This window comes from Bacillus cereus group sp. TH152-1LC, assembly GCF_027710505.1.
Lineage (GTDB): Bacteria > Bacillota > Bacilli > Bacillales > Bacillaceae_G > Bacillus_A > Bacillus_A mobilis.
The window spans coordinates 92,358-118,039 of the sequence record NZ_JAQFNK010000004.1; the positions used below are offsets into that span (position 1 = coordinate 92,358).

Below are 25,682 nucleotides of genomic sequence, written 5' to 3' on the forward strand. Positions count from 1 at the left end.
GAGGATGTCTAAATGACAAAGAAAACAGAAATTCCATCGCATTTAAAACCATTCGTATCCACACAACATTATGATCAATACACACCGGTGAATCACGCTGTGTGGCGTTATATTATGAGACAAAATCATAGCTTCTTAAAAGACGTTGCTCATCCAGCCTACGTGAACGGATTACAATCATCTGGTATTAATATAGATGCAATTCCAAAAGTAGAAGAAATGAATGAGTGTTTGGCACCAAGTGGCTGGGGCGCTGTAACGATTGACGGACTTATTCCCGGCGTAGCATTTTTCGATTTTCAAGGACACGGATTATTACCAATTGCAACAGATATTCGTAAAGTAGAAAATATCGAGTATACACCGGCTCCAGATATCGTTCATGAAGCTGCAGGCCACGCACCCATTTTGCTTGACCCTACATATGCACAATATGTAAAACGCTTTGGACAAATTGGAGCAAAAGCTTTCTCTACAAAAGAAGAACATGAGGCGTTTGAAGCTGTTCGTATATTAACAATCGTAAAAGAAAGCCCGACTTCTACACCTGAGGAAGTTGCAGCTGCTGAAAATGCGGTAATTGAAAAACAAAAATTAGTTTCTGGCTTATCAGAAGCGGAACAAATTTCACGTCTTTTCTGGTGGACAGTAGAATATGGATTGATTGGGAATATAGATGATCCAAAAATATATGGTGCTGGCCTCCTTTCTTCTGTTGGCGAAAGCAAACATTGCTTAACAGACGCTGTAGAAAAGGTTCCATTTTCTATCGAAGCATGTACAGGGACAACTTATGACGTAACAAAAATGCAACCACAACTATTTGTTTGTAAATCCTTTGAAGAATTAACAGATGCGCTTGAAACATTTTCTAAAACGATGGCCTTTAAAACAGGTGGAAAAGAAGGTTTAGAAAAAGCAATTCGCTCCGAGAACTATGCAACAGCTGAGCTAAATAGCGGATTACAAATTACAGGTACATTTAGCGAGACAATTGAAAACGATGCAGGTGAATTAATTTACATGCGAACAAATTCACCAACGGCATTAGCGCTTCATAATAAACAGTTAGCGAATCACTCTACTTCTGTACACAGTGATGGATTTGGAACACCGATTGGATTACTCACTGAAAATATTGCATTAGAAACTTGTACAGACGAACAACTACAATCATTAGGAATTACAATTGGAACTATCGCTGAGTTTACTTTTGCAAGTGGTATACATGTAAAAGGAACAGTAACAGATATTGTAAAAAACAATAAGGAAATTGCTCTTATTTCCTTTATCGATTGCACAGTTACTTATAACGCCCGCGTTTTATTTGATGCTTCTTGGGGCGCATTCGATATGGCTGTTGGCTCACAAATCACTTCAGTATTCCCAGGTGCCGCAGACGCAGCAGCATTTTTCCCAATGGATGAAGAAGTTCAAGAAATTCCTGCTCCACTTGTACTGAATGAACTTGAACGTATGTATCAAACAGTTCGAGATATTCGAAGTGAGGGGATCTTACACGGCGCCCATATCGATCAATTAGTAGCAATTCAAGAAGTATTAAATAAATTTTATGCGAAAGAATGGTTGCTACGCCTTGAAGTATTAGAGTTACTTTTAGAGCATAACAAAGGGCATGAAACATCGACAATATTACTACATCAACTTTCTACTTTCACAACTGACGAAGCTGTAACACGCCTTATTAACAATGGTCTTGCGTTACTTCCAATAAAGGATGTGAAAAATGATGCTAAGATTAACTGAAGAAGAAGTTCACGAGGAATTATTGAAGGTAGATAAATGGATGGTAAAAGATGAGAAATGGATTGAACGAAAATATATGTTTTCCGACTACTTAAAAGGAGTCGAATTTGTCTCTGAAGCCGCCAAACTATCAGAAGAACATAATCACCATCCATTTATCCTTATCCAGTATAAAGCAGTCATTATTACTTTGTCATCTTGGAATGCAAAAGGTTTAACGAAACTAGATTTTGAGCTTGCAAAGCAATTTGATGAACTATTTGTCCAAAATGAAAAAGCGATTATAAGAAAATAAAAAAGAGAAGCCTTTTTTAGGCTTCTCCTTTCATTTTGAAATGAATACAATGTCCAAACGGATCCTGGGCTTGTAATATTCCATCTTTGTACGTAGCGACTTTGCCAATACTTTTTAAGCTTTCACATACTTGCTCTTTTTGTTTTTCATCCGCTAGTACAATTGTGAAATATTTCAAGCCAACGGAATTTGGCATTTGCGGTGGTATTCCTTCACCTTGCCACGTATTTAAACCAATATGGTGATGATAGCCACCTGCCGATACGAACAACGCGCCATTACGAGCTGGGATTGTTACTTCAAAACCAAGACCATCCACATAGAAACGTTTTGCTTCTTCTAAATCAGCTACATGGAAATGAACATGCCCCATCACAGTACCCGCTGGAAAACCATTCCACGCACTTCCTTGTTGTAATAACTCTTCACCAGCTAACGGATTGCTAACAAATGGTAGTTCTCCATTCTCATCACGCCAAACTTCTTTTTGGCGATCATGATAAATTTCAATCCCGTTTCCATCTGGATCAGCTAAATAAAGGGCTTCACTAAAGTAATGGTCGGCTCCGCCGTGCAGTGGATATACCATTTCTACAAGATGACGAAGAATATTCGCTAAATCCTGTCTACTTGGTAATAAAATTGCGTAATGATATAACCCCGTTCTCCCTCTTTGCTTTGGTATGGCTTCTTTCTTTTCTTCAATGATAAGGAGTGGTTCGTTATTTTCATTCCCAAATGTAACAACCATTTCATCTTCTTTTAGTACTTTCATACTTAGTACTTCTGTATAAAACTCTAGTGATTTCTTTATATTTGATACATATAAATGAACAACATCAAGTGTTGTGTCGGGATGAAGTTGAAAACTCATCTTGTTAGCCCCCATTTCATTTAGTTCTTCTTTAACATTTTCTCTTTTAAGAAATTATCTACAAAACCGTCTGCTTTCGCAACAAATAAGTACGCACCCATTGCTAACAATGCAAGCTCTAATTCGAAGCCAGGATTTTTTCCATCTCCTAATAAACCAGCTGACCATTTTACTTTCACAATTGCTCCAACCATAACAAGTGCAAATAATAATCCAATATATCTTACTCCTAAACCTAGTATTAACAATATACCACCAACTACTTCCGCTGTTGCTACGCCGTATGCAAGTCCTCCTGGTAAACCAATGCTTGTGAACCACCCTGCAATATTGTCAATCCCCGATTGGAATTTTGTTAAACCGTGCATAAAGAACGTTACCCCTAACACGATACGAATAATTAAGTTACCGATATGTTGATTCATTTCATTCTCTCCTTTATAGTTTTCTTATACAAAACTTTTATTTACATTACAAAACATACACTACTTTTTTTTATTCGTCAATTCATTTTCACTGGGAAAATATATATTTTTTTTGCTATGATACAAATAGTTGTTTACAAAAAGGAGCTTGATTTTATGAATATTGGTTCTGCAATACGTGAAATTCGTCAACGTAGAGGCATAACAATCGCACAAATTTGTGAGGGAACAGGTCTTTCTAAAGGATTTATGAGTCAGGTTGAAAATAATAAAACCTCACCATCTATCTCAACTTTAGAAACAATCTCCAATTTTTTAAACGTTCCTCTTCCCTATTTATTGTTAGAACAAAAAGATCGATTGAAAGTTGTCAAAAAGGTAGAGCGTAAATACAGTGTATACGGAAAAGATGAACAAAGAATTGAACATGTTGCAGAGCAAGGTGGCCTCCGTCTAAACCTCGTAGAAATTCCTGCTGGGTTTCCGAAAGAAAACACACCAAATGCCCATGAGGGGGAAGAGTGTCACCTTGTATTACGCGGAAAACTAGAAGTTCAACACGGAGAAGATATTGCAATTGTAGAAGAAGGTGATTCTTTCTCTTGGAATGCATGTGTTCCTCATATCGTTCGTAATATAGGAGACGAAACGGCATTATTACTCATCTCTAGTCATGCAGAAAATCGAAAACGTGTTTATTAAATAAAAAAGAAGCCTGTAAATTAGGCTTCTTTTTTATCCCCTTATAACTCCATAGCTTGTACCAACTAGTACAGTCTTTTCGTGTTGATTGCGATAAACTGACTCGATTGAAACCTTTTTGTATCCTTCCATCTGTTCAACATTTGTTAAAGTCAATTCACAAGTGACCGTATCCCCTGTAAAAACCGGTCTAATAAACTCACTTACTAATTCTCTTGCTATGTAATGTAATTCTTCGCCTACTTTCGTTCCAATACTAGCAGTCAATAAACCATGAACCATTAAACGTCCATTTTCATCATATTCCATATGATGCCTGCCTTTATCTCCTGTAATATTTGCAAATTCAAAAACCTCTTCCTCAGTAAATCTTCTTTCATATTTAAATACATCCCCAACTTTTACACTCATTTTTATCCCCCTAATAATAAACAGAATTTTCTTTCATTTTATCATAAAATGAGTCTCAGTTCAGTTTATATTATTAAAATAGTGATCCTTTTTCTACACTACCTTACTTTTATCGGTGCCCATCTTTTTTTGCCGCTTGATACCCGTAGTACGCACATGTTCCATTTCTAGATAACTCCCTCACCTCAAAGCCACAACTTCTATAAAAATCAAAATTACTAGCAGATGTATGCGCAAACCAATCGCCATGTGGCAGCTTTTGCAGACAAAGAGCGACAAGTTTCTTCCCTAATCCCTTCCCTCTATATTCACATTTCACAACTAAATTTACTATGTTCGCGACCATAATTCCATCAGAAATGACTCTGACCATCGCAATCATCTCTTCTTCATCCCAAATTGTGAACGCCCATGTTGAATTTTCAAATGCTATCGTGAATTTTTCAATTTGCCAGGAAGGGATATCATCATTGCTCCAACCAGCATCTTCGAATAAAGTTTTAATTGCATATGCAGGTACACCATTTGTTCCCTCACGAATAATAAGTCCATTATGATAAATATACATGTAATCCCCCCTTTATTTTTATATACCATTCTTCAAAAGATGCATTTTACCCTTTTTCATCCAACGCGCTTAATAGAATAAACGAGAACATCCATCCCATGAAATGAAGTTGTTTTCTCATAACTAAGTCCTGTTTTTCTAGCAACAAAGATAGAGGCGGGGTGGTCCGGATTAATAAGAGAAATTAATTTATTCATTCGTAACGCTTGGAAGCCATAGTCTCTAAATGCTGCCGCTGCTTCTTTCGCATACCCTTTTCCCCAATACTGAGGTAGTAGCCAATACCCAATTTCAATTTCCTCTTTTCCATCTATCTGCTGCTTTACTAATCCTGCATGACCAATTCGTATTCCTGTTTCCTTTTCAATCAATACAAATAAACCGAGGCCGTTTTTATAGCTAGGAATCACCCACTCCTCCAAACTTTTTTTACATTGCATATATGTTTTTAACGTCCCATTTCCAATATAGCGCATTACCTTCTCATTTCCCCATAGCGAAGCGTAGAACTGTAAATCATTCATTGTATATTTACGAATTTGTAACCGATCTGTATGAAACATCTCTGCACTCCTTCCCACTCATTTGTGCTTAACTACACGACCATGTTTTGAATATATACTAAATGTTACTGTCTATTATAAAGGAACTAACAATAAAATACAGAATATTCAATTCTGAAAGAATTAAAAAAAGGCAGTAGACAAATATTGTCTACTGCCTCCATATCATAACTAGCATAAAGAAAACTACAATTGAGGGGGTGTAGGATTTTCAAATATACTAGATACTTATCCCGTTCTAACGGGCGGTAAACTTTTCAATTATATGAAAGTGAAAAGTTTACCGCACATAAGAACCTTTGCGGTCATTAAGAAAGCACCGTTAAGTACTCAAATACACGCTGTGCTTTTTCTCCACCCATTCGTGCATGTTGAAGCAGGGAAATACCATGTGGACCAGATGCACGCAATGCTTCTGGTTGTGCTACTAAAATAGCTTGTACAACTTCTAATTCCCCAAGCATGGCGGCCACGAAAATATCCATTCGAGCACCCTTTTCTAGTAAATAGAGAGCAATATCCTTACGACCCACATGTGCCGCTGCTCCTAATGCACTTTCCCAATCTGATCCGCCCCAATTGTAAGAGGCATGAAGTAAGCTTGGCGATTCAACCAACAGTTCTTGTACTTTTTCTAAATCCCCGTGAGCTGCCATAACAAATTCTCTTACTAACTCAGTGGTAATACGTTCTTCTGTTCGCATCGCGCTTCTCTCCTTTTAGAAATTCTTTTCGGTGTAAAAAATGGCTTGTCGCTTCCTTGAAAAATATCTACCTCGATGCCGAACACACTTTGAAACATTTCATGACATAACACTTCTTCTGGTATACCGTCATACTGAAGCTGCCCTCGCTTTAATACAAGTAAACGATCACTATATTGAGCCGCTTGGTTAATATCATGTAAAACCATTACAATTGTCATGCCAAACTCCTCGTTTAATCGTTTCACAAGTTCCATTACTTCCAATTGGTGAACGATATCCAAAAAAGTTGTTGGCTCATCTAATAATAAGACATTTGTACGCTGTGCTAGCGTCATTGCAATCCAGGCACGCTGTCTTTCTCCTCCTGATAAAGATTGTAAAAGACGATATTCATACCCTTCAAGATTTGTAACTGACAACGCCCAATCAACAATTTCTTCATCTTCTTTATTTAAGCGACTGCTCCATGATTTATGAGGACCTCTTCCAAATTCGATTAATTCTTTCACAGTTAAATCTAATTGATGATCATGCATTTGTGGTAACATTGCTAATTGCTTCGCTACATCGGCACTTTTCATCGTATGAATATTTTTTCCATCTAGAATGATATCCCCTTCGCTTTGTTTAAGTAGTCTTGCCACTAAAAGAAGCAAAGTAGATTTCCCCGATCCATTCGGCCCAATTAAACTAACGACCTCTCCAGCTTTAATATGTACATTCATATTTTGCATTTGAAATCTTTCAGAATGTGCGTAAAACACTTTGTTAACGGAAATCACGTTGTCTTCCTCCTTTATGAATTAAATATAAGAAGAACGGACCACCTAAGAAGGATAATAAAATACCAACAGGCAATTCAATTGGATCGAACCAACTTCGAGCTATCGCATCCGCGAAAACAAGTAATATCCCTCCGCCAAGACATGATAATGGCAGTAAATATTTATAATCATTTCCAACTAATAAACGTAACATATGTGGTACGACAAGACCGACAAATCCAATAAGACCAGAAACACTAACCGCAATTCCTGCTAATAGCGTACTTACGACTATTAAATAAAACCGGCTTCTCTCCACGTTATGACCTAATAATTTCGCCATTTCATCTCCAAGCATTAACACTCGAATATGCTTAATACCAAAGAAGGCCAATATAATAGCGAATATTGCATAATAAATAATCATGTTTAAATGTGCCCAACTTACACCACCAATGCCACCTGCTAACCATGGCAACACGGATTGTACTTTATCACTATGTAATAACATTAACGCTGACGTGGCTGCACCAATTAATGCATTGATTGACACACCTACTAAAACAATCCTTGAAGGTGGTGCCCCTTTTTGCCATGATAAAGCATAAATGACCATCGCCGTTATGAAAGCTCCTAAAAACGCCCCGAGCGGTAAAAATGCCATATGCTGAGGGAATAAAATCATAATTATAATTGCTACAAGGCCTGCTCCAGATGAAACCCCGATAATACCAGGGTCTGCCAGAGGATTTCTCATAACCCCTTGCAGCAGTGCACCAGATGCTGCTAAACATGTTCCTACTATAAATCCAACGAGTACTCTCGGTATACGAAGATCCCATACAATTCGATGAACTGTCGAATCTTCATCTTGTATCCCTATCAGAATATCTCGTAAAGAAAAGGATAGACTTCCTGCGAAAAGGCCGTAAAAAAGACCTAAAATCGTTAATACTACTAAAGTAACTGCTATTATCCATCTTTTTTTCGCAAAAGGATGTTCCTTTTCCCTTACTACTTCACTACTTTCCATACGTATCATTTCCTTACATCTTGTATACTTTTATACATAAAGTCCATCGCTTCTGTAACTTTTGTTCCAGGATTCGATCCAAATAAGTCTGGTGGCAAAATTACTACACGATTTTGTTTTACTGCATCTAAATTTTTCCACGCTTCATTTTTCATCATTTCGCCTTCAAATGCTTTTTTAACGCTATTTGGATCTCCATGTGTAATTAAATAAATCACATCTGGATTTGCCTCAATAATACGTTCTACACTTAGCTGCGCATATTGCGGATATTCCTTCATTTCCGGAAAATCAGCTGCAATATTTTTCCCGCCTGTTTTTTCTAAAATATCACCTGATAAAGATGTTGGTAATGCTGCTAAATACGTACCTGGTGCTCCATACACTAGCAATGCTTTTACATCGCTTTTTTTCTCATATGTCTTCATTTGATCATTAATTTTTTGGTTAAGTTCTTTTGCTTTATCCTCTTTCTTCATAATCGTTCCGTATAGTTCAATATTCTTTTGAATATCTTGTACAGAATTTGCAGAAGAAATCATTACTTTCGTTCCTTGTCCTTCAACCGTTGGAACATTCTTTTGAAATCCATTATTTGCAATAAGTACATCCGGCTTTAAGCTAGCAATTTGCTCAAAATTCGGCTGGTGCGCATTCCCGATTACTTGTACTTTCTTTATATCCTCTGGAAGCGTTATTTTTGCATCCGGACGACCTACTATTTTTCCACCTAACGCATGAATAATATTCATGTCTCCCATACTTAATGTTGCAAAACTCTCTGGCACTTTATCGAATGTTACCTTTCTTCCTGACAGGTCGGTAACTTCGATTTTCTCTTTTCCTTTTTCTGTTTTTGTTGCAGCTGCTTTTTCGTCTCCTTTTGCACTGCAACCTATTAATAAGAAAAAAATAGATAAAATCGCTGTGAATAGCGTAATAGATTTTTTCATTCTTCCACCTCTAACTGATAATGATAATCATTAACTACTATTCTACTTTAATTGATAAGGATTATCATTGTCAATATAAACCGCATACATTTTTTACAAAAAACAAAAAGCACTACAAAAAGATTCGGTCTTTTCGTAGTGCTCTATTTCATAATATTACTCACATTCATTTCCCTCTAACTGATCTCGCATCACTTTCACACGCTGAAAGAAAAAGAATGATAAACTTAAAAATATAACGGTGCTCCCCATCATAACAAAAGATTGTATTGTTTCTTTTGCTCCATTCGGAATCAATAAGCCAACCATTAACAATGTACTTACAGCGAGAAGGATTTGTCCGAACCGAGTATAATCTTCTATTTTCCCTTGTAATTCTTTCATTATATTCTCACTCCTCCATTTCACTGTATCATATTCTATTACACTTAAAGACCAGTAAATACAGCCATTCTGGGAGATGTTTTCCAAATGAAAAAGAGCCGCTTTCTTGCGACTCTTTCATAACCATTACTCACCTTTATATGCTTTCTTATAAATTTCTTTCAACTCTGAAATGAGCGGTAATTTTGGATTAGCTGTTGTACATTGATCTTCAAAAGCTCTTTCTGCTAATAATCCAACAACCTCTTCAAACTGGTCTTTGGCCACTCCTTGTCCTGCAATACTCATATTTATATTTAAGCTTTTTCCAAGCTCAATAATTGCTTGGACAAGTGATTCCACACCTTCTGCCGCCGAATCTGCTGGAAGCCCGAGCATTCTCGCAATATGTGCATAGCGTTCATCAGCTACAAAGTGTTCGTATTTTGGGAACAATGCGTGTTTTCTTGGCTTAATAGCATTATAGCGAACTACGTGCGGCATAAGAATTGCATTCGCACGCCCATGCGGAATATGAAATTCTGGTCCAATTTTATGCGCTAAGCTGTGGTTAATACCTAGGAAAGCATTTGCAAATGCCATTCCTGCGATTGCAGAAGCATTATGCATTTTTTCTCGTGCTTCTTCATCATTTCCATCTTTAAATGCTCTTGGTAAATATTTGAATACGAGATCAATGGCCTTTAATGCTAATCCATCTGTATAGTCATTTGCTAGAACAGATACATACGCCTCGATTGCATGCGTTAATACGTCCATACCAGTGTCTGCTGTTACATGTGGTGGTACTGTCATTACAAACTGTGGATCAACAATTGCTACATCTGGCGTTAATTCATAATCTGCGAGTGGATACTTTATATTATTTTTCTTATCTGTAATAACCGCGAATGGCGTCACTTCTGATCCTGTTCCTGATGTTGTTGGAATGGCAACAAACTGTGCCTTACTTCCTAATTTCGGATATTTACATGTACGTTTTCTTATATCTAAAAACTTCTGTTTAATTCCATAGAATGTTGTTTCTGGGTGCTCATAGAAAAGCCACATCCCTTTCGCTGCATCCATCGCTGAACCACCACCAAGTGCAATAATTACATCTGGCTTAAAACTTCTCATCATTTCCGCACCTTTAAAGACAGTTTCATCTGATGGATCTGGCTCGACCTCAAAGAAAACTTCAACTTTTACATCATTTGCATGTTTACGTAAATAATGCGTAACCGTATCTACATATCCGTGCTCAACCATTCCTGGATCCGTTACAATAAATGCACGTGAAATGTTAGGCATATTTGCTAAATATGCTGTCGCATGTTTTTCAAAATAAATTTTTGGTGGTAATTTGAACCATTGCATATTCTTTTTTCTATTTGCCAACCTTTTTATATTTAATAAATGCGTCGCTGTTACGTTTTGAGAAACTGAGTTCTTCCCATACGAACCGCAACCAAGCGTAAGTGATGGAATAAATCCATTATATATTTCACCGATTCCACCTTGTGATGAAGGGGCGTTTACAATAAGACGGCAAGCTTTCATACGTAATCCAAATTGCTTTTGCACTTCTTTATTTACAGAATGGATGACTGCTGAATGTCCTAAACCACCGAGGTTTAACATTTCTTCGCAATATGTAAATCCTTCTTCTAGTGAATTTGCTTTTACACAAGCTAATACTGGACTCAGTTTCTCACGAGATAGTGGATATGCTGCTCCGATACCTTGTATTTCAGCTACAAGCATTTTTGTATTTTCAGGCACAGTAATTCCAACTAATGCGGCAATGTACTGTGCTGATTTCCCTACAATATCACTATTTACTGCACATGTATTTTCATTAATAACAAGCTTTTCTAATTTTCTTCTCTCTTCTTCTGTTACAAAGTAACAATTGTTTGCAATCATTTCTGTTTTCACATCATCATAAATTTCCTTGTCTACAATGATTGCTTGTTCTGATGCACAAATCATACCGTTATCAAATGTTTTTGATAAAATTAAGTCATTAACAGCTCGTTTTATATGCGCTGATTTCTCTATATAGCATGGTACATTACCAGGACCTACGCCTAGCGCTGGTTTTCCAGTAGAATAAGCTGATTTCACCATACCTGCTCCTCCAGTTGCCAAAACAAGTGCAACACCTTCATGGTTCATTAATTGTTTCGTTGCTTCGACAGAAGGTTTTTCAATCCACTGAATACAATGTTTTGGTGCACCCGCCTTCACCGCTGCATCGTATACTGTTTTTGCCGCTGCAATGGAACAGTTTTGTGCTGAAGGGTGAAATGCGAAAATAATTGGATTTCTCGTTTTTATTGCGATTAATGCTTTAAACATTGTTGTCGATGTTGGATTCGTTACTGGCGTTACCCCAGCTACTACACCTACAGGTTCTGCAATTTCTATTATTTCTTCATGAGGATCTTCGTGAATAATCCCTACTGTTTTATCTTTTTTTATGCTATGCCAAATATATTCAGTAGCAAAAATATTTTTAATACATTTATCTTCATATACACCACGACCCGTTTCTTCAACAGCCAACTTCGCAAGCGGCATATGTTGATCAACACCTGCTAATGCCATTTCATGAACAATGTTGTCAATTTGCTCTTGTGTAAAACTTTCTAATGCTTGTAAGGCCTTTTGACCGTTATTCACTAACGTATCAATCATCTCTTTTACTTCCTGCATTTCATTTACAACTTTCTCTTTGACTACCATGTAAATTCCTCCTATTCTGCTATCGTGGACTAAATAAGACCCTATAGGTCATAATAAGTCCCGATTAGCGCAAAAAAAATAGAGTTGCTTTCCTACATGAACCTCATTGTTTGTGAAATTTTTCACAAGTTTGTTCGTGAGTAACACTTCATGAACTTAATATACATGAAATTATTTCATTTGTGTATGTCTATTTTGTGAAATGTTTCACAAAATAGTATAATAAAAATGCACTGCTCTATATTAGCAGTGCATTTTTATTACGCTAGTGCTTGTGCTAGATCTTCAATTAAATCTTCACCGTCTTCAATACCGACAGAAATACGAATTAATGTATCTGTAATTCCTAATTCTTTGCGGCGATCTGCTGGGATTGATGCATGTGTCATTTGAGATGGGATAGAAATTAAACTTTCTACTGCTCCTAAACTTTCAGCAAGTGTAAAGTATTGTAATTTCTCTAGTACTTTATTTAATGTTTCTTCACTATCTACATCAAATGAGATAATAGCACCAAATCCATTTGCTTGTTCTGTTGCTAATTCATGGTTTTGATGTGATGCAAGACCTGGATAATATACTTTATTTACTTTTGGATGGTTATTTAAAAACTCAGCAATTGCACGTGAATTCGTTTCATGCTCTTCCATTCGAATTCCTAATGTTTTTAAACCACGAAGTAGTAAGAAGCTATCTTGCGGGCCAAGAATGCCTCCTGTTGAGTTTTGTACAAAGTGAAGGTCTTCTGCTAATTGCGGGCTATTTACAACTACTAGGCCTGCAACTACGTCACTATGACCTCCTAAATATTTCGTTGCACTATGAAGTACAATGTCTGCTCCTAAAGAAATTGGCGACTGCCAATATGGCGTCATGAATGTGTTATCGATAATTGTTAATAAATCTTTCTCTTTAGCAAGAGTAGATATTTTCTTAATATCAGTAATTTTCAGTAATGGGTTCGTTGGTGTTTCCACATAAATCGCTTTCGTGTTTGGACGAATTGCTTCTACAACTTCCTCTAAATTTGTTGTATCTACAAATGTATGCTCAATACCGAAGCGGTTTAATACTTTCGTGATAACACGGTACGTTCCACCATACACATCATCTGTTAAAATAACGTGGTCACCTTTTGAGAACAACATAATTGTAGCTGTAATAGCAGCCATTCCTGAACCAAATGCAAAACCAGCATGACCGTTTTCTAATACAGCAATCATTTCTTCTAAAGCTGCACGTGTTGGGTTTCCTGTACGTGAATATTCATATCCTTGATGCTTACCAACTGCTTCTTGTTTGTACGTACTTGTTTGATAAATCGGTACATTTACAGATCCAGTTGAAGGTTCTCCTATGCGAATACCATGAATTAACTTTGTCTTTGCTCTCATTTTTTATTCCCATCCTTTGTATATGTCTTTACTTAAATAGCGCTCACTACTATCAGGAAAAATCGTTACAATGTTTGTACCTGGCGCCGCTTTCTCTGCTTCAAGTAAACTTGCATGAAATGCTGCTCCTGACGAGCTCCCAACAAGCAGCCCTTCTTTTTGGGCTAATTCCTTCACTCGTAAAAATGCATTTCGATCAGAAATTGTATGAATTTCATCAAAATAAGATGTTTTCAAAAATGGTGGGATGAATTCAAGGCCAATCCCTTCTGTTTCATGCGAACCAGGTTTACCACCATTTAAAACGGACCCTTCTGGTTCCACAATAACCGTTTTTATATCTACATTTTTTTCTTTCAAATAAGATGCAGTCCCCATGAATGTACCACCAGTTCCTGCTCCAGCAACAAATATGTTAATCTCTCCGTTCAGTGCCAACCAAAGTTCAGGACCTAGTGTTTTGAAATAAGCACGCGGGTTTGCTTCATTCGCAAACTGACTTGGAGAGTACGAATTCGGTATTTCATTTACTAATTCTTTTGCTTTTGCAATTGCACCGGTCATTCCTTGCCCAGTTGGTGTATGCACGACCGTTGCGCCTAGTGCTTTCATTAATTCTTGTTTTTCAATACTAAATTTCTCTGGTACACAAACAATAACGCGTAAATCATGTTGTAACGCTGCAAGTGCCAGTCCAATACCAGTATTTCCAGCAGTCGGTTCAATAATTGTTCCACCCTGGGTAACAAGCCCTTTTTCTAGCGCATCTTCGATTAATTCTCTTCCTAAACGGTCCTTAACGCTTCCACCTGGGTTATAAAATTCAAGCTTTGCAAATAAACGGACCCCTTCTGGAAGTGAAAAACGAGTAATTTCTACAATTGGTGTATGACCAATCAACTCATGAACTCCACGATATACATTCATCGTGTTCTCCCCCTTATTTGCCAATAAAGAAAAGGCAACTGTATGTATTTTCTTTATATGAGACAGTTGCCTTTTTGTTACATTACTTTAACTCTTCTAGTACTTTTACGATAAAGTTTGTAGAATGAAGAGCTGCTTGATCTAAAAATTGATCAAATGAAACATTTGATTCTTTACCAGCAATATCAGAAAGTGCACGAATAATAACAAACGGAACTTCATATTGGTGGCATACTTGTGCAACAGCTGCTGCTTCCATTTCTACTGCATAAAGATCTTCAAATTTATCACGAATTGCTGCAACGCGGTTCGGATCACTCATAAATGAATCACCTGTTGCGATCATACCTTTTACAACTTGAATATTTTCTTCTGCCTGCATACATTTCTCAGCTAATGCAACTAATGCTTCATCAGCCTTGAATCCAGGCGGCATTCCTGGTACTTGACCATACTCATAGTTAAATGCTGTTACATCTACGTCATGATGACGAACTTCTGTTGAAATAACTACATCTCCAACATTTAGAGAATGATGGAAGCCACCAGCTGAACCAGTATTAATTACTTTTTCAGGCTTATATCTTTCTAATAACATTGTCGTTGACATCGCTGCATTTACTTTACCAATACCAGACTTTAACAAGATTACTTCATGTCCTGCTAATTGTCCTTTCGTAAATTCACAACCCGCAACCGTTTCTGTTTCTGCTTGTTCTAATTTGTCACGTAAAATACGTACTTCTTCTTCCATTGCTCCAATTACAGCAATTCTCAATCTAATCCCTCTTTCTATTGCTTAGTTGCCTCCATTACCCAAACGAAATGATTTAATCTCGTAAACGTTACATGGAAGCCATTGTTTTCAAAAATAGACTGCATGACTGGAATACGTGTATAGTATTCCGTTTGCAAATCGTTTGCTAACTGATGAAAACCTCTTTGTTTTGCTGTTTCGACAGTTTTATCATATGCATCTTGATCTGCAAATATCGTATCAGCAAACACTATTTTACCACCTTTGTTTAGCAATTGACTATACTTCGCAATCGCTACATTTTTTTCATCATCTGTTAAATGATGAAATGCATAGGTGCTTACTATGGTATCAATTGAATTTGGGACTTCAAACGAAAGAAAATCACCTTCTGTAATGGAAAACTCTTGCGGTAATTTCTCTTTTGCAATCATGCGCATTTCACGTGACGGTTCTATACCGTAAACTGTGCGGCCAGCAAGTAATAATTTATTTGTTAAATTACCTGTACCAACACCAAATTCTAATACATTACCAAATGACTTGTTAACTACATCCTCTAGAATGTCCTCATAACGGGCGAAAACTTCTTTATATTGTATATCTTCGCCTTGTACAAATGAGTCGTACGTATGAGCCCACTCATCAAATAAACCATTAAATTCTGTACCCATAAAAATCCCCTTTTTCTTATCGGTTTTATCAGTATAATATGCCCTCTTTCCAAAAATGTCAATTGAAATGTACATGGTATTTCCTTCTTTTCTTTGTTACACTATAGTTGATTACATAGGAGAGGGGTCGTCTTCGTGTCATTTACCTTTGAAATGTTAGAAGATAAAGTAGAGTTTTTCGAAGCAGGAGACTTAGCTTCTTTGGAACGAAAAATTAGTGAACAAATCGATAATAATAAAGCACTTATGCTTGAAGTTCATCACATCTCGCATCAAATGGTTATGGATCCCGAAAGCAAAAGACCATATTATAGCGCGGTTGTTCATTTTAAATTAAAGAAATTACGCTAACTAAAAAAGAGAAGCTCCTAAGGAGCTTCTCTTTTTTAGTTTAGAGTTTGAACAAGTACTGGTTTCCAGCCCTCATTGTCTACCCAATCAATATTCACATAATATTTTTTGCCTGATTGTTTATCTTGTACGTTACCGTAAGCTTTATTCTTACCGTTATTTCCAATTCTATGGATAACTAATTGCTCTACTGGAACGTCAATTGCAGCTGAAATAGCTTGATTCATCTCATTCCAATCTGCTGTACCTTTTTTAAACGTCATCGCAGGTGTTGCACCTTGCTCTGTACCTACTGGCTTCCAAGAAGGTTTCGTATAAGCGTCAGTTGCCTTTGGCTGTGTTTTTTCAGCTGATACTTTCTCGTTAGCTTTCGCTTCTTCTTCAGCTTTTTTCTGTTCTTCTTCAGCCTTTTGCTTCTCTTCTTCCTTCTTCTTAGCATCTGCCTTATCTTGCTCGTTCTTCTTCGGCTCTTCTTTGCCTTTAGCTTTCTCAGCCTTATTCTCTTTCGTTGTTTGCTGAGCTACTTTTTTATCACTAGAAGACGCTTGTTCTTTTCTTTCAGGAACAAACAATTGATATGATACAATAGCTACTAATATTAATACAATTGCAATTGCAATATTTAAAACACCGTTTTGACGACGTTTTTGTTGTTTCTGTTGGAATCTAGATCCTCCTGCCATTCTTCAAACCTCCATGCAGTTTTTCATACTTGCTATTGTAACATTAAATCTAGAAAGGTTGAACATTTACAATAATATTTTCACGAAATGAAAACATTTCACTATGAATTGCAAGATTACTTTTCATTCTCTAATCGATAGATTGATTCTACGATAGCTTTGAAAATAGGTGTAACTTTATTTTCACTGCTATTCGTTTCTATATCCACGACAACTAAAGCATATCTTGGGTTTTCATATGGAAAATAACCTGCAAACCAACGATTCACTTTCGCCCCTTTTCCTGTTTGCGCGGTCCCAGATTTTCCGGCGACACTTAGTGGCAACGACCTGAATGCGGCTCCTGTTCCTTTCTCTGTTGTTACAACGCCCCTTAATAACTCTTGTAATGTTTTCACCGCTTCATACGAAAGCTGTTTTCCACCTAATGTATGGTCTTCAAAAGTATAAAAGTCCGTTCCATTTTTATACTTTATTTTTTCCACAGCTTTCACTTCCATCTTTTCTCCATCCCTAGCAATCGTCGCCATCATATTCGCAATCGCTAGAGGTGACATACGTACATCTTTCTGTCCAATTGCTGTTTGCGCTACCGCCTTTTTACTATTCTTATTTCCTTCACTTCCCCAAATCGTAACCTTCTTCTCCTCTGGCATTTGCTCAAAATGAGTTGTATGAAATACAGAACCTTTCCATCCAACCTTACCAGCGGCTCCTAACGCTGCTACGTAAGTTTCTAACACCATCTTATCCTTTTGTATTAGCTCATTACCTAGCTCTGAAAATGTCCTGTTACAGCTTCTAGCAAAGCTCTCTTTAAAACTAAGTGTACCCATCATAACTTGTGGATGGTCTTCACCATATAGATCTTGATTACAATTAAATGTACGATTCAAAACATTTTCATTTTGATCAATCACTGCTGCTGCAACTATTGTTTTAAAAACAGAACCGGGAAAATGTGGTGTTAACATTTGATTTTCAAGTGTAGTGGTATATAAACGCTCATCCTTAACCTGCACAGATGGTTTACTGACCATCGCTAAAATTTCATTTTTCTTTACATCAAGTAATACTAATCCCCCCTTCTTTATTTCACTTGCTTCAACCACTTCTTCTGCTTTTCGCTGTAATCCGTTATGTAAAGTAGTTTGAATCGTCACCGGATAAAAAGGATTTCCAGGCGCAGTATATTTCGCTTGTTTTCCAAAAATCGGTTCTCCTTGTCGGTCCACTTGATACAATACTTTTGCCTCTCCATCGGTCAAAAGAAATTCATCAAATGATTGCTGCAATCCTGAAATGCCAATTGGCGTTTGCCTTGAAATTCTTCTTACTTCTCCGTATCGTTTTTGAAATTCTCGTTCATTCTCCCCCACATTGCCAATTAAATGATTCATCGCGCCCGTTTGCCGTAAACGAACTTCAGCTGCTACAATACCTAATACATTTAATTGATTCACTTTCTCCATCTGCCCTTGTGCCAATCGAAATGGACCATTTCCCCCTTGCATAATAAATGCACTTTTCTTGTCTTTCATTTGACTTTCAATCTCTTGTCTCGACACACCAATGATATGCGCAATTTTCTCTAACATGTCATTTTTTATTTGTAGAAATGGAAAAACAATTAAAACAGGATACTTTTTCTCACCTATTTCCTTACCATTCCGATCTATAAAATGGCCTCGTCCATCATCTACCGTAATGGATTGCGTCCTTTGTGTAACACTTGTTTCAATTAAATTTATCTTACGTTTTGTAAATGATTCTGTATCTATAATTTGTATTTGAATTAAACGACAAAGTAAAATAAACATGACACATATAAAACAAATTAAAACAATTGTAATTCTCCGTTTTATTTTCATAAAAAAACACCTCGTCTATTATAGTTTGGACGGAGTGTTTCATCTTTTATACAAATAAAAAAATCACTCGCTTTTACACGAGTGATTTTTAATTATTTTACAGAGATAATCTCTACTTGCATTTCTCCACCTGGAGTTTGGATTGCTACCTTCTCACCAATTTGCTTACCTAATAAGCTTTTTGCAATTGGAGAATCGTTAGAAATTCTTCCTTCAAATGGATCTGCTTCTGCGCTACCTACGATTGTGTAAGATTCTTCATCTCCACCTGGTAACTCTTTAAATGTTACTGTTTTACCTAATGTAACAACTGTAGATTCTTCGCCATTATCTGTGATGATAACTGCGTTACGAATCATGTTTTCTAATTGTGTAATACGTCCTTCTACGAACGCTTGCTCATCTTTCGCTGCATCGTACTCAGAGTTCTCAGAAAGATCTCCGAAGCTACGTGCAATCTTAATGCGCTCTACAACCTCTTTACGTTTTACCGTTTTTAAATCTTCAAGTTCGTTCTCTAGCTTTTGCTTACCCTCTTGCGTCATAGGGTATGTTTTTTCTGTTGCCATATTTTCCACTCCTTTTATATACCAATCCCCCGAAAAAAAGAGGAGTTCCATATGAAAACTCCCCCACTTATATGTATAGCGGAGGTTTCTAGCACGCCTGTACTAGCGGAGTTGTCACATACAACCCCGTATTCCCAATTCTTCTTTATATAAAGAAGATATGTATGGAAAGTTGATATAAATATGCCCTCACCTATATATAGATGAGGTTGCATGTTTCATTGTATTCGATAGGAAGGGAAAAAATCCCTTCCTATCGTATATCTTTTACTATGCTATTACAAATTTACTTTTTGTTCAAGAATTGTTGCAATTTTTGTCACCATAATATCAATTGCAACATGGTTTTGTCCACCTTCAGGGATAATAATATCCGCAAATTTCTTAGAAGGCTCAATAAATTGATTGTGCATTGGACGTACAACACTTACGTATTGATCAATAACTGAATCCATCGTACGACCGCGCTCTTTAATATCACGCTGCATGCGGCGTAAAATACGAAGATCTGCATCTGTATCAACGAATAGCTTAATGTCCATTAACTCACAAAGACGTGGGTCTTCTAAAATAAGAATTCCTTCTAAAATGATTACATCTTTCGGCTCAACTGGAATAACTTCTTCTGAACGCGTATGCAATGTATAGTCATATACAGGCTTATCAATTTGATCATATGCAAGCAACTGCTGCAAATGTTCAATTAACAGATCATTATCAAACGCAAGCGGATGATCATAATTTGTTTTTAAACGCTCTTCCATTGGTAAATGGCTTTGATCTTTGTAATAATAATCTTGCTCTAAGATTAAAATAGAATGACCTTTAAAATGGTCAAAAATCGCTTTCGTTACACTCGTTTTACCTGATCCCGAACCACCAGCAATTCCAATTACAACAGGCTTATTCGTCCCCATTCGACTATCACTCTTTCTTATTGAAGTATGCTTTTGCGCATCATATTATTCACATACACTGGTTGATCCACTTTGAATTTCACGATTTGCAACGGATGTCTCGCTGCATCTAATTCGTTTCCATCCTCATCCCAAATTTTCTCCACCGTCTGCGTAAAGTTTTCTATTTCTGGCCCAAAGAACTCCACTTCATGTCCTGGTTTGAAATGATTACGTTGCTCAATCGTTACGATGCCCGTTTCTTCATTATAATCTAACACTAAACCAGCGAAATCATACGTTGTTTTCTTACTATGATTTCCAAACATTTGCTCTTGATGTCCTGGAACCCCTTCAAAGAATGCGGGAGCTGTATCACGATTTGCACATTTATCAAGCTCATCTAACCATTCTTGTTTAAACTCAAAATTATCCGGATCCGCACAATACGCATCAATTACTTTACGGTATACCGTTGCTACAGTCGCTACGTAATGGATTGATTTCATACGTCCTTCAACTTTTAAGCTATCAATTCCAATTTCAATCATTTTCGGAATTGATAAAATTAAATTTAAGTCTTTTGGACTCATTGCAAAGTGAGCATCTTCTTCTTGGAATAGAGGAAGCTCTTTTGCATCTTTATGTTGTGATACTGTTTGAACTAAATCATAGTCCCAACGGCAAGATTGACAACAACCACCACGGTTAGAGTCACGTGCTGTCATATGGTTACTTAACGTACATCTGCCTGAATATGCGATACACATTGCACCATGGACGAATGCTTCAATTTCAATATCCACTTTTGCTTTAATTTCTTTCATTTCTTCATAGCTTGCTTCACGAGCTAATACAAGACGATGTAAACCTTCTTCTTTCCAATACTGTGCTGCTTTCCAGTTGGATAGTGATTGTTGTGTACTTAAATGCACTTCAACAGAAGGCGCTACACGTTTACACGTCTCGATAATAAGCGGATCAGCAACGATAATTCCCGTTACGCCAGCTTTTTCAATCCCTTTTAAATATTCCTCTAGCCCGTCCATATTTTCATTATGTGCAAAGATATTTGTTGTTACATATATTTTTGCTCCATATTTCTTTGCAAATTCAACACCTTCTGCCATATCTTCCAGTGTAAAGTTACCTGCATTCGAACGAAGACCAAATTCTTGTCCACCTAAATATACAGCATCTGCCCCGTAATGGATAGCTACTTTTAATTTTTCTAAGTTACCCGCAGGGATTAACAGTTCAGGTTTCTTCACAATAACGCGTTTGCCATCGATCACTCGTGAAATTTCTTGTACAGTCATTTCCTACACCCTCCTCGTTTAGTAAACCGTCTCTTTAAAGAAGAATCCTGTGTCTAACGGACGATTTACTGGTTGCATTTCTTCTATCTCTTTATATAAATCGTCTTTCACGTCATAATACGCATCACGATCTTCTACACATAAATCAATTGCTTTACGATATTTCTTCGTTACCTCAAGAATGTATGCAGAGCTTTTTAGTACACCATCAATTTTTAAGCTAGCGACTTCAGCGTCAATTAGCTCTTCTAACTCATCGATGAAACAAATATCGTTTGGACTCATAATGTGAGTACCATTTTCATCTTCATAAATTGGATATTTATTGTTACGCTCTGGGTCATATAAGAACATATTCTCTTCATATTTTTTCTTTTCAATGTCAAGATTACGTCCTTGATACTCAAAGTAGTTTCCTACTAATGAACGCTTCGATTGGAACATACAAGTCATACCGTGAATTTGTACTTCAAGTTCCACTTCAGCATTTTCTTTTAATTCAACAATTTCATCTAAACTAAGCTCACGAGCTAATACAGCACGTTTTGCTCCCCTTTGTCCCCAGTAGTTACAAGTAAACCAGTTTGTTGCTGTTGTTTCTGTATTCCAGTGCAATTGCATATTTGGCGCTACTTCTCGGACCGCCATTAATACTGCTGGATCTCCAAAAACAATTGCATCTACACTTACTTCGTTTAAAAATGCAACATAATCTGTTAATTCGTCTACTTTATCATTGTGAAACATAGCGTTCATTGCTACGTATACTTTCACACCGTTCTCATGTGCAATCTTCACAGCTTGTTTCACATCTTCACGTGAAAATTCCCCCGCTAAACGTAAACCAAACTTTTGCTCACCGATCATTACCGCATCTGCTCCTGCTTTCGCAAGAGGTTCGATATCCGCCACTGCTTTTGGCGTTACTAACAATTCAGGTTTCTTCATACCTTGGTCACCCTCTCTTTTTACTAACAGCTACTCCATCACCAATTGGGAAAATCGTTGTATCATATCCTTCATGATTCATAAGCCATTCATTGTACGTCTTAATACGACGGATTAAACCACGTGTACGTCTGTTTTCAATTTTCTCTTTTGTCGTTACAAGCCCATGGTACATAACATTATCTGAAATAATTACGCCACCAGGATTTAATAACGGTTCATATAAGTCAAAAAAGCGACGATATTGTCCTTTTGCTGCATCAATAAAAATAACGTCAAATGTCCCATGTTCTTCTACTTGCTCGCCTGTTTCTAACGCATCACCGTAAATAACAGAAATACGCTCTTTAACTGGTGAACGTTCTATATATTCAAGTGCTTTTTCATATCGCTCACGATTGCGTTCAACTGTCACAATGCGAGAATTTGGAATAGCTTGCATCATACGAATACTAGAATAACCAATTGCTGTACCAAGCTCTAAAATGCTTTTTGGTCCAATTAAACGTAAAAATTGCAACATAAATTCCATTCCAAGTCGATCCATAATCGGCACATGATTTTCTTTCGCATAGTCTTCCATTTCAAGAATTAATTTATCTTTCGGATCAATAAATGATAATAGGTACTCGTTAACTGCATCCTCCATAATGGTCCTCCTTATTTACATGGAGAAGTGCCTCTATGACGTCTTTTCACACATAGAATGCAATAAAAATACAAGCCAGTTTCACCCTTAGCTTGTACGTCCCGTTTTGATATTAAAAACGATTCTTCTGCCAGTTTTTAACCCGATATATTTTACCACAAAAAAGAGGGATGTGCGACCTTTTTCGCTATCCCTCCCCATTTCACTGCTTTTTCGTAATATACTTTTGCTTTAATGCATTATGCTCTTCTAATGTTTTCGCATAGTACACTTCACCAGTTGGTGCAGCTAAGAAATAATAATAATCTGTTTGCGCAGGTTCTAACGCCGCCTCCACTGAATGTTTACCCGAGTTTGCGATTGGACCAACTGGCAATCCTTTCACAACATACGTATTGTACGGTGAGTTGATCTTTAAATCTTCGTATAATACACGTTGTTTATGCTTTCCAAGTGCGTATAATACCGTTGGATCAGTTTGCAGTGGCATACCTTTCGCTAAGCGATTATAAAAGACACTAGAGATTTTTTGACGATCTGTAAAGCCTGTTGCCTCTTCTTCAATAAGTGAAGACAATGTTAACAGCTGATGAACATCCCAGTTCTTCGCTTTCATTTTCGCCTCGTTTTGAACAATGATTGCATTCGTTTTCTCAAGCATCGGAATTACAATTTCTTCTAACGTCGTATCTTTTTTATAGAAAGAGTACGTCGCAGGATATAGATAACCTTCTAATGGATATTTAATATTGCTATCAAAGATTTTATCCGTTAATAACTTCGGATACTTTTGCTGCATTTTTTGAATAAATGCTTTATCGTTTAATTGACGTACAACATCATCTTTATTCCACTTTAATTCGTTTGCAACTGTTTCTGCAATTTCAGTTACTTGCGCACCTTCTTTTATCGTCACTTTATAAAGAGCTGGACGATGAACGTTACCAGATGACATTTGTTCAATGACATCTGAGGCACTCATTGAAGGCTTTAGTAAATATGTACCCGCTTGTAAATTTTTCGATTTAGCCTTTGTATAAAAACTAAAAACTGTACCGTTTTTCACAGCACCTTTTTCTTCTAAAATCTCACCAATTTTACTAGTAGATGATCCTTTTGGGATTTCTACTTCAATCTCTTTTTTATTCCCGCTATCAACTGGTCCTAATGCGGATAAAATATACGCATAGACTGAACCACAAACTAAAAGCAGTGCAATAATCGAAAATAAAAAAAGACGTCTACGCTTCTTTTTCACTTGATTCTCTATCAACACTCTTCCTCCTTAATTAAATTGTAGACCGTATGTATATCTTTCTATACAACACGACATAAAAACACAATAAATTTATTTATCTTTTTTAGATAGACATTTTATTTTTCTACAATCCGTCTCATTATACTACAAAGGATTGCAAGGTTTCGACAAAAAATCTTTCATTTTACATATAAAAAAAGATGGACTATATATCGTCCATCTTTTCAGTACTTATTATTCAGCTTCTTGCTCATCAGCTAGAGTGTTGAACATTTCTTGTACCATTTCCCACTCTTCTTCAGATTCGATTGGAAGTAAACTTCCGCCCTCTTCTTCATTTTGCTCATAAGCCATTGCATCATAAATTGGGTCTCCATCTTCGTCTACTTCACCGATTGGAGAGAAGACTACGTATGATTTTTTGCCAAATTTTTCAGCATCAAAAGTGAAAATAATTTCACATAAATGTTCGTTACCTTTTTCGTCTACAATTGTAATTTGATTTTCTTCCATTTTGGTCACCTCTTATTTACTATCTAAAAATCCTTGTAAGATTACGACTGCTGCCATCTTATCGATTACTTGCTTTCGCTTCTTACGGCTTACATCAGCTGAAATGAGCAGACGTTCCGCTGCCATCGTTGACAAACGCTCGTCCCACATTACAACGTCTAACTGTAACAGTTCTCGTAGGTTTTCTGCAAATTGTTGGCACGCTTCACCACGTGGGCCAATTGTACCATTCATATTTTTAGGTAAACCTACTACTATTTTGTCCACATTGTACTGCTTTACTAACTCAGAAATACGATCAAAACCAAAGTGGCCTCGTTCTTCGTTAATCCTGATTGTTTCCAGTCCTTGCGCTGTCCAGCCCATTTCGTCGCTCATTGCAACTCCGACTGTTTTTGTACCTACATCTAAACCTAATATCCGCATAAACTACTCCTCACGATGATGTTTCAAGTAAGACTTCACAAGCTCTTCGATTAACTCATCACGTTCAAGCTTACGAATGATGCTTCGTGCATCTTTATGGCGAGGTATGTATGCTGGGTCTCCACTTAATAAATAACCGACGATTTGATTAATCGGATTATAGCCTTTTTCTTGAAGTGCATCATACACAGTTAAAAGTACATCATTTACATGGACACTCTGTTTTTCATCTTGAATGCTAAACTTCATTGTTTTATCAAAACCGTCCATT

At 36.9% G+C, this 25,682-nt stretch carries 30 protein-coding genes; 4 read left to right on the forward strand and 26 right to left on the reverse strand.

Translation table 11 applies throughout. The features are described from left to right. Positions 1–12 precede the first annotated feature (12 nt). Together PDL00_RS12590 and PDL00_RS12595 are read left to right on the forward strand one after the other, a co-directional pair. Entirely contained in the window at positions 13–1,767 is a 1,755-nt protein-coding gene (locus PDL00_RS12590) for an aromatic amino acid hydroxylase (protein WP_270729323.1), read from the forward strand. Next, complete coding sequence (locus PDL00_RS12595; RefSeq protein WP_270729325.1) at positions 1,748–2,062, forward strand: 4a-hydroxytetrahydrobiopterin dehydratase; 315 nt, start codon at positions 1,748–1,750, stop codon at positions 2,060–2,062. Before PDL00_RS12590 ends, PDL00_RS12595 begins: the two co-directional genes overlap by 20 nt. A 16-nt stretch (positions 2,063–2,078) precedes the next feature. Here the strand turns inward: PDL00_RS12595 and PDL00_RS12600 are convergent, their stop codons facing one another. Together PDL00_RS12600 and PDL00_RS12605 are read right to left on the reverse strand one after the other, a co-directional pair. Then, positions 2,079–2,936 (reverse strand): VOC family protein, encoded by an 858-nt coding sequence (locus PDL00_RS12600; protein ID WP_270729327.1) that lies wholly within the window; start codon positions 2,934–2,936, stop codon positions 2,079–2,081. A gap of 20 nt (positions 2,937–2,956) precedes the next feature. Further along, positions 2,957–3,361, reverse strand: coding sequence for a DoxX family protein (locus PDL00_RS12605; protein WP_061677240.1), 405 nt, complete (start codon positions 3,359–3,361; stop codon positions 2,957–2,959). A gap of 156 nt (positions 3,362–3,517) precedes the next feature. Here PDL00_RS12605 and PDL00_RS12610 point away from each other — a divergent pair, with 156 nt between their 5' ends. Continuing rightward, complete coding sequence (locus PDL00_RS12610; RefSeq protein ID WP_061677238.1) at positions 3,518–4,063, forward strand: helix-turn-helix domain-containing protein; 546 nt, start codon at positions 3,518–3,520, stop codon at positions 4,061–4,063. A gap of 33 nt (positions 4,064–4,096) precedes the next feature. On the opposite strand, the gene PDL00_RS12615 is transcribed toward PDL00_RS12610, so the two are convergent. The 13 genes from PDL00_RS12615 to PDL00_RS12675 form a co-directional block, all read right to left on the reverse strand. After that, positions 4,097–4,474: a MaoC/PaaZ C-terminal domain-containing protein gene (locus PDL00_RS12615; protein ID WP_242253315.1), complete on the reverse strand. Its 378-nt coding sequence runs from the start codon at positions 4,472–4,474 to the stop codon at positions 4,097–4,099. Between the two features lie 109 nt (positions 4,475–4,583). Next, entirely contained in the window at positions 4,584–5,042 is a 459-nt protein-coding gene (locus PDL00_RS12620) for a GNAT family N-acetyltransferase (RefSeq protein WP_061677234.1), read from the reverse strand. Positions 5,043–5,098: 56 nt separating this feature from the next. After that, on the reverse strand, positions 5,099–5,605 hold the full coding sequence (locus tag PDL00_RS12625) for a GNAT family N-acetyltransferase (RefSeq protein WP_270729330.1): 507 nt from the start codon (positions 5,603–5,605) through the stop codon (positions 5,099–5,101). 308 nt (positions 5,606–5,913) lie between these two features. Further along, positions 5,914–6,309, reverse strand: coding sequence for an ankyrin repeat domain-containing protein (locus PDL00_RS12630; RefSeq protein ID WP_270729332.1), 396 nt, complete (start codon positions 6,307–6,309; stop codon positions 5,914–5,916). After that, on the reverse strand, positions 6,276–7,094 hold the full coding sequence (locus PDL00_RS12635) for an ABC transporter ATP-binding protein (protein ID WP_270729335.1): 819 nt from the start codon (positions 7,092–7,094) through the stop codon (positions 6,276–6,278). The genes PDL00_RS12630 and PDL00_RS12635 overlap by 34 nt, the downstream gene beginning before the upstream one ends. Continuing rightward, the gene (locus tag PDL00_RS12640; protein WP_270729337.1) at positions 7,081–8,109 is read right to left on the reverse strand and encodes a FecCD family ABC transporter permease; all 1,029 of its coding nucleotides are present in this window, start codon (positions 8,107–8,109) and stop codon (positions 7,081–7,083) included. The genes PDL00_RS12635 and PDL00_RS12640 overlap by 14 nt, the downstream gene beginning before the upstream one ends. A gap of 5 nt (positions 8,110–8,114) precedes the next feature. Continuing rightward, positions 8,115–9,062, reverse strand: a complete 948-nt coding sequence (locus tag PDL00_RS12645; protein ID WP_242253324.1) for a helical backbone metal receptor — start codon at positions 9,060–9,062, stop codon at positions 8,115–8,117. A gap of 156 nt (positions 9,063–9,218) precedes the next feature. Then, positions 9,219–9,446 (reverse strand): YrhC family protein, encoded by a 228-nt coding sequence (locus tag PDL00_RS12650; RefSeq protein WP_270729339.1) that lies wholly within the window; start codon positions 9,444–9,446, stop codon positions 9,219–9,221. A gap of 126 nt (positions 9,447–9,572) precedes the next feature. Continuing rightward, positions 9,573–12,176, reverse strand: a complete 2,604-nt coding sequence (gene adhE, locus PDL00_RS12655) for a bifunctional acetaldehyde-CoA/alcohol dehydrogenase (RefSeq protein ID WP_270729341.1) — start codon at positions 12,174–12,176, stop codon at positions 9,573–9,575. 260 nt (positions 12,177–12,436) lie between these two features. Then, positions 12,437–13,570, reverse strand: a complete 1,134-nt coding sequence (locus PDL00_RS12660; RefSeq protein ID WP_061677223.1) for a bifunctional cystathionine gamma-lyase/homocysteine desulfhydrase — start codon at positions 13,568–13,570, stop codon at positions 12,437–12,439. 3 nt (positions 13,571–13,573) lie between these two features. Beyond that, on the reverse strand, positions 13,574–14,497 hold the full coding sequence (locus tag PDL00_RS12665) for an O-acetylserine dependent cystathionine beta-synthase (RefSeq protein ID WP_270729344.1): 924 nt from the start codon (positions 14,495–14,497) through the stop codon (positions 13,574–13,576). 82 nt (positions 14,498–14,579) lie between these two features. Further along, positions 14,580–15,275 (reverse strand): 5'-methylthioadenosine/S-adenosylhomocysteine nucleosidase, encoded by a 696-nt coding sequence (gene mtnN, locus PDL00_RS12670; protein ID WP_270729346.1) that lies wholly within the window; start codon positions 15,273–15,275, stop codon positions 14,580–14,582. Between the two features lie 14 nt (positions 15,276–15,289). After that, positions 15,290–15,928: a class I SAM-dependent DNA methyltransferase gene (locus PDL00_RS12675; protein ID WP_000536334.1), complete on the reverse strand. Its 639-nt coding sequence runs from the start codon at positions 15,926–15,928 to the stop codon at positions 15,290–15,292. Positions 15,929–16,063: 135 nt separating this feature from the next. Between PDL00_RS12675 and PDL00_RS12680 the strand changes: the two genes are divergently transcribed. Next, on the forward strand, positions 16,064–16,279 hold the full coding sequence (locus tag PDL00_RS12680; protein WP_000010984.1) for a YrzA family protein: 216 nt from the start codon (positions 16,064–16,066) through the stop codon (positions 16,277–16,279). Between the two features lie 35 nt (positions 16,280–16,314). Here the strand turns inward: PDL00_RS12680 and PDL00_RS12685 are convergent, their stop codons facing one another. From PDL00_RS12685 to PDL00_RS12735, 11 genes are all read right to left on the reverse strand, one after another. Then, entirely contained in the window at positions 16,315–16,962 is a 648-nt protein-coding gene (locus tag PDL00_RS12685) for a YrrS family protein (protein WP_270729348.1), read from the reverse strand. 116 nt (positions 16,963–17,078) lie between these two features. Next, a complete protein-coding gene (locus tag PDL00_RS12690) occupies positions 17,079–18,833 on the reverse strand; it encodes a peptidoglycan D,D-transpeptidase FtsI family protein (RefSeq protein ID WP_270729350.1) in 1,755 nt (584 codons plus the stop codon). A 92-nt stretch (positions 18,834–18,925) separates the two neighbouring features. Continuing rightward, entirely contained in the window at positions 18,926–19,402 is a 477-nt protein-coding gene (gene greA, locus PDL00_RS12695) for a transcription elongation factor GreA (RefSeq protein ID WP_000179964.1), read from the reverse strand. A gap of 278 nt (positions 19,403–19,680) precedes the next feature. Continuing rightward, a complete protein-coding gene (udk, locus tag PDL00_RS12700; RefSeq protein WP_270729352.1) occupies positions 19,681–20,319 on the reverse strand; it encodes a uridine kinase in 639 nt (212 codons plus the stop codon). A gap of 17 nt (positions 20,320–20,336) precedes the next feature. Then, complete coding sequence (locus tag PDL00_RS12705; RefSeq protein ID WP_270729354.1) at positions 20,337–21,617, reverse strand: peptidase U32 family protein; 1,281 nt, start codon at positions 21,615–21,617, stop codon at positions 20,337–20,339. Positions 21,618–21,635: 18 nt separating this feature from the next. Beyond that, positions 21,636–22,565, reverse strand: a complete 930-nt coding sequence (locus PDL00_RS12710) for a peptidase U32 family protein (protein WP_242253357.1) — start codon at positions 22,563–22,565, stop codon at positions 21,636–21,638. A 7-nt stretch (positions 22,566–22,572) separates the two neighbouring features. Continuing rightward, a complete protein-coding gene (locus PDL00_RS12715) occupies positions 22,573–23,214 on the reverse strand; it encodes an O-methyltransferase (protein WP_000389094.1) in 642 nt (213 codons plus the stop codon). Positions 23,215–23,416: 202 nt separating this feature from the next. Next, complete coding sequence (gene mltG / locus PDL00_RS12720; RefSeq protein WP_270729356.1) at positions 23,417–24,487, reverse strand: endolytic transglycosylase MltG; 1,071 nt, start codon at positions 24,485–24,487, stop codon at positions 23,417–23,419. A gap of 219 nt (positions 24,488–24,706) precedes the next feature. Then, on the reverse strand, positions 24,707–24,985 hold the full coding sequence (locus PDL00_RS12725; RefSeq protein WP_000392245.1) for a DUF1292 domain-containing protein: 279 nt from the start codon (positions 24,983–24,985) through the stop codon (positions 24,707–24,709). A 12-nt stretch (positions 24,986–24,997) separates the two neighbouring features. Then, on the reverse strand, positions 24,998–25,411 hold the full coding sequence (ruvX, locus tag PDL00_RS12730; protein WP_001221203.1) for a Holliday junction resolvase RuvX: 414 nt from the start codon (positions 25,409–25,411) through the stop codon (positions 24,998–25,000). A gap of 3 nt (positions 25,412–25,414) precedes the next feature. Continuing rightward, positions 25,415–25,681 carry an IreB family regulatory phosphoprotein gene (locus tag PDL00_RS12735; protein WP_000348590.1) on the reverse strand — a complete coding sequence of 89 codons (267 nt, stop codon included), beginning with the start codon at positions 25,679–25,681 and terminating at the stop codon, positions 25,415–25,417. Position 25,682: the final 1 nt, after the last annotated feature.

What these genes read in the sequence shown, in the direction of transcription:
- PDL00_RS12590 (WP_270729323.1), top strand. Translation starts at nt 13, where the DNA reads ATGACAAAGAAAACAGAAATTCCATCGCATTTAAAACCATTCGTATCC.
- PDL00_RS12595 (WP_270729325.1), top strand. Translation starts at nt 1,748, where the DNA reads ATGATGCTAAGATTAACTGAAGAAGAAGTTCACGAGGAATTATTGAAG.
- PDL00_RS12600 (WP_270729327.1), bottom strand. Translation starts at nt 2,936, where the DNA reads ATGAGTTTTCAACTTCATCCCGACACAACACTTGATGTTGTTCATTTA.
- PDL00_RS12605 (WP_061677240.1), bottom strand. Translation starts at nt 3,361, where the DNA reads ATGAATCAACATATCGGTAACTTAATTATTCGTATCGTGTTAGGGGTA.
- PDL00_RS12610 (WP_061677238.1), top strand. Translation starts at nt 3,518, where the DNA reads ATGAATATTGGTTCTGCAATACGTGAAATTCGTCAACGTAGAGGCATA.
- PDL00_RS12615 (WP_242253315.1), bottom strand. Translation starts at nt 4,474, where the DNA reads ATGAGTGTAAAAGTTGGGGATGTATTTAAATATGAAAGAAGATTTACT.
- PDL00_RS12620 (WP_061677234.1), bottom strand. Translation starts at nt 5,042, where the DNA reads ATGTATATTTATCATAATGGACTTATTATTCGTGAGGGAACAAATGGT.
- PDL00_RS12625 (WP_270729330.1), bottom strand. Translation starts at nt 5,605, where the DNA reads ATGTTTCATACAGATCGGTTACAAATTCGTAAATATACAATGAATGAT.
- PDL00_RS12630 (WP_270729332.1), bottom strand. Translation starts at nt 6,309, where the DNA reads ATGCGAACAGAAGAACGTATTACCACTGAGTTAGTAAGAGAATTTGTT.
- PDL00_RS12640 (WP_270729337.1), bottom strand. Translation starts at nt 8,109, where the DNA reads ATGGAAAGTAGTGAAGTAGTAAGGGAAAAGGAACATCCTTTTGCGAAA.
- PDL00_RS12645 (WP_242253324.1), bottom strand. Translation starts at nt 9,062, where the DNA reads ATGAAAAAATCTATTACGCTATTCACAGCGATTTTATCTATTTTTTTC.
- PDL00_RS12650 (WP_270729339.1), bottom strand. Translation starts at nt 9,446, where the DNA reads ATGAAAGAATTACAAGGGAAAATAGAAGATTATACTCGGTTCGGACAA.
- adhE (WP_270729341.1), bottom strand. Translation starts at nt 12,176, where the DNA reads ATGGTAGTCAAAGAGAAAGTTGTAAATGAAATGCAGGAAGTAAAAGAG.
- PDL00_RS12660 (WP_061677223.1), bottom strand. Translation starts at nt 13,570, where the DNA reads ATGAGAGCAAAGACAAAGTTAATTCATGGTATTCGCATAGGAGAACCT.
- PDL00_RS12665 (WP_270729344.1), bottom strand. Translation starts at nt 14,497, where the DNA reads ATGAATGTATATCGTGGAGTTCATGAGTTGATTGGTCATACACCAATT.
- PDL00_RS12675 (WP_000536334.1), bottom strand. Translation starts at nt 15,928, where the DNA reads ATGGGTACAGAATTTAATGGTTTATTTGATGAGTGGGCTCATACGTAC.
- PDL00_RS12685 (WP_270729348.1), bottom strand. Translation starts at nt 16,962, where the DNA reads ATGGCAGGAGGATCTAGATTCCAACAGAAACAACAAAAACGTCGTCAA.
- PDL00_RS12690 (WP_270729350.1), bottom strand. Translation starts at nt 18,833, where the DNA reads ATGAAAATAAAACGGAGAATTACAATTGTTTTAATTTGTTTTATATGT.
- greA (WP_000179964.1), bottom strand. Translation starts at nt 19,402, where the DNA reads ATGGCAACAGAAAAAACATACCCTATGACGCAAGAGGGTAAGCAAAAG.
- udk (WP_270729352.1), bottom strand. Translation starts at nt 20,319, where the DNA reads ATGGGGACGAATAAGCCTGTTGTAATTGGAATTGCTGGTGGTTCGGGA.
- PDL00_RS12705 (WP_270729354.1), bottom strand. Translation starts at nt 21,617, where the DNA reads ATGACTGTACAAGAAATTTCACGAGTGATCGATGGCAAACGCGTTATT.
- PDL00_RS12710 (WP_242253357.1), bottom strand. Translation starts at nt 22,565, where the DNA reads ATGAAGAAACCTGAATTGTTAGTAACGCCAAAAGCAGTGGCGGATATC.
- PDL00_RS12715 (WP_000389094.1), bottom strand. Translation starts at nt 23,214, where the DNA reads ATGGAGGATGCAGTTAACGAGTACCTATTATCATTTATTGATCCGAAA.
- PDL00_RS12725 (WP_000392245.1), bottom strand. Translation starts at nt 24,985, where the DNA reads ATGGAAGAAAATCAAATTACAATTGTAGACGAAAAAGGTAACGAACAT.
- ruvX (WP_001221203.1), bottom strand. Translation starts at nt 25,411, where the DNA reads ATGCGGATATTAGGTTTAGATGTAGGTACAAAAACAGTCGGAGTTGCA.
- PDL00_RS12735 (WP_000348590.1), bottom strand. Translation starts at nt 25,681, where the DNA reads ATGGACGGTTTTGATAAAACAATGAAGTTTAGCATTCAAGATGAAAAA.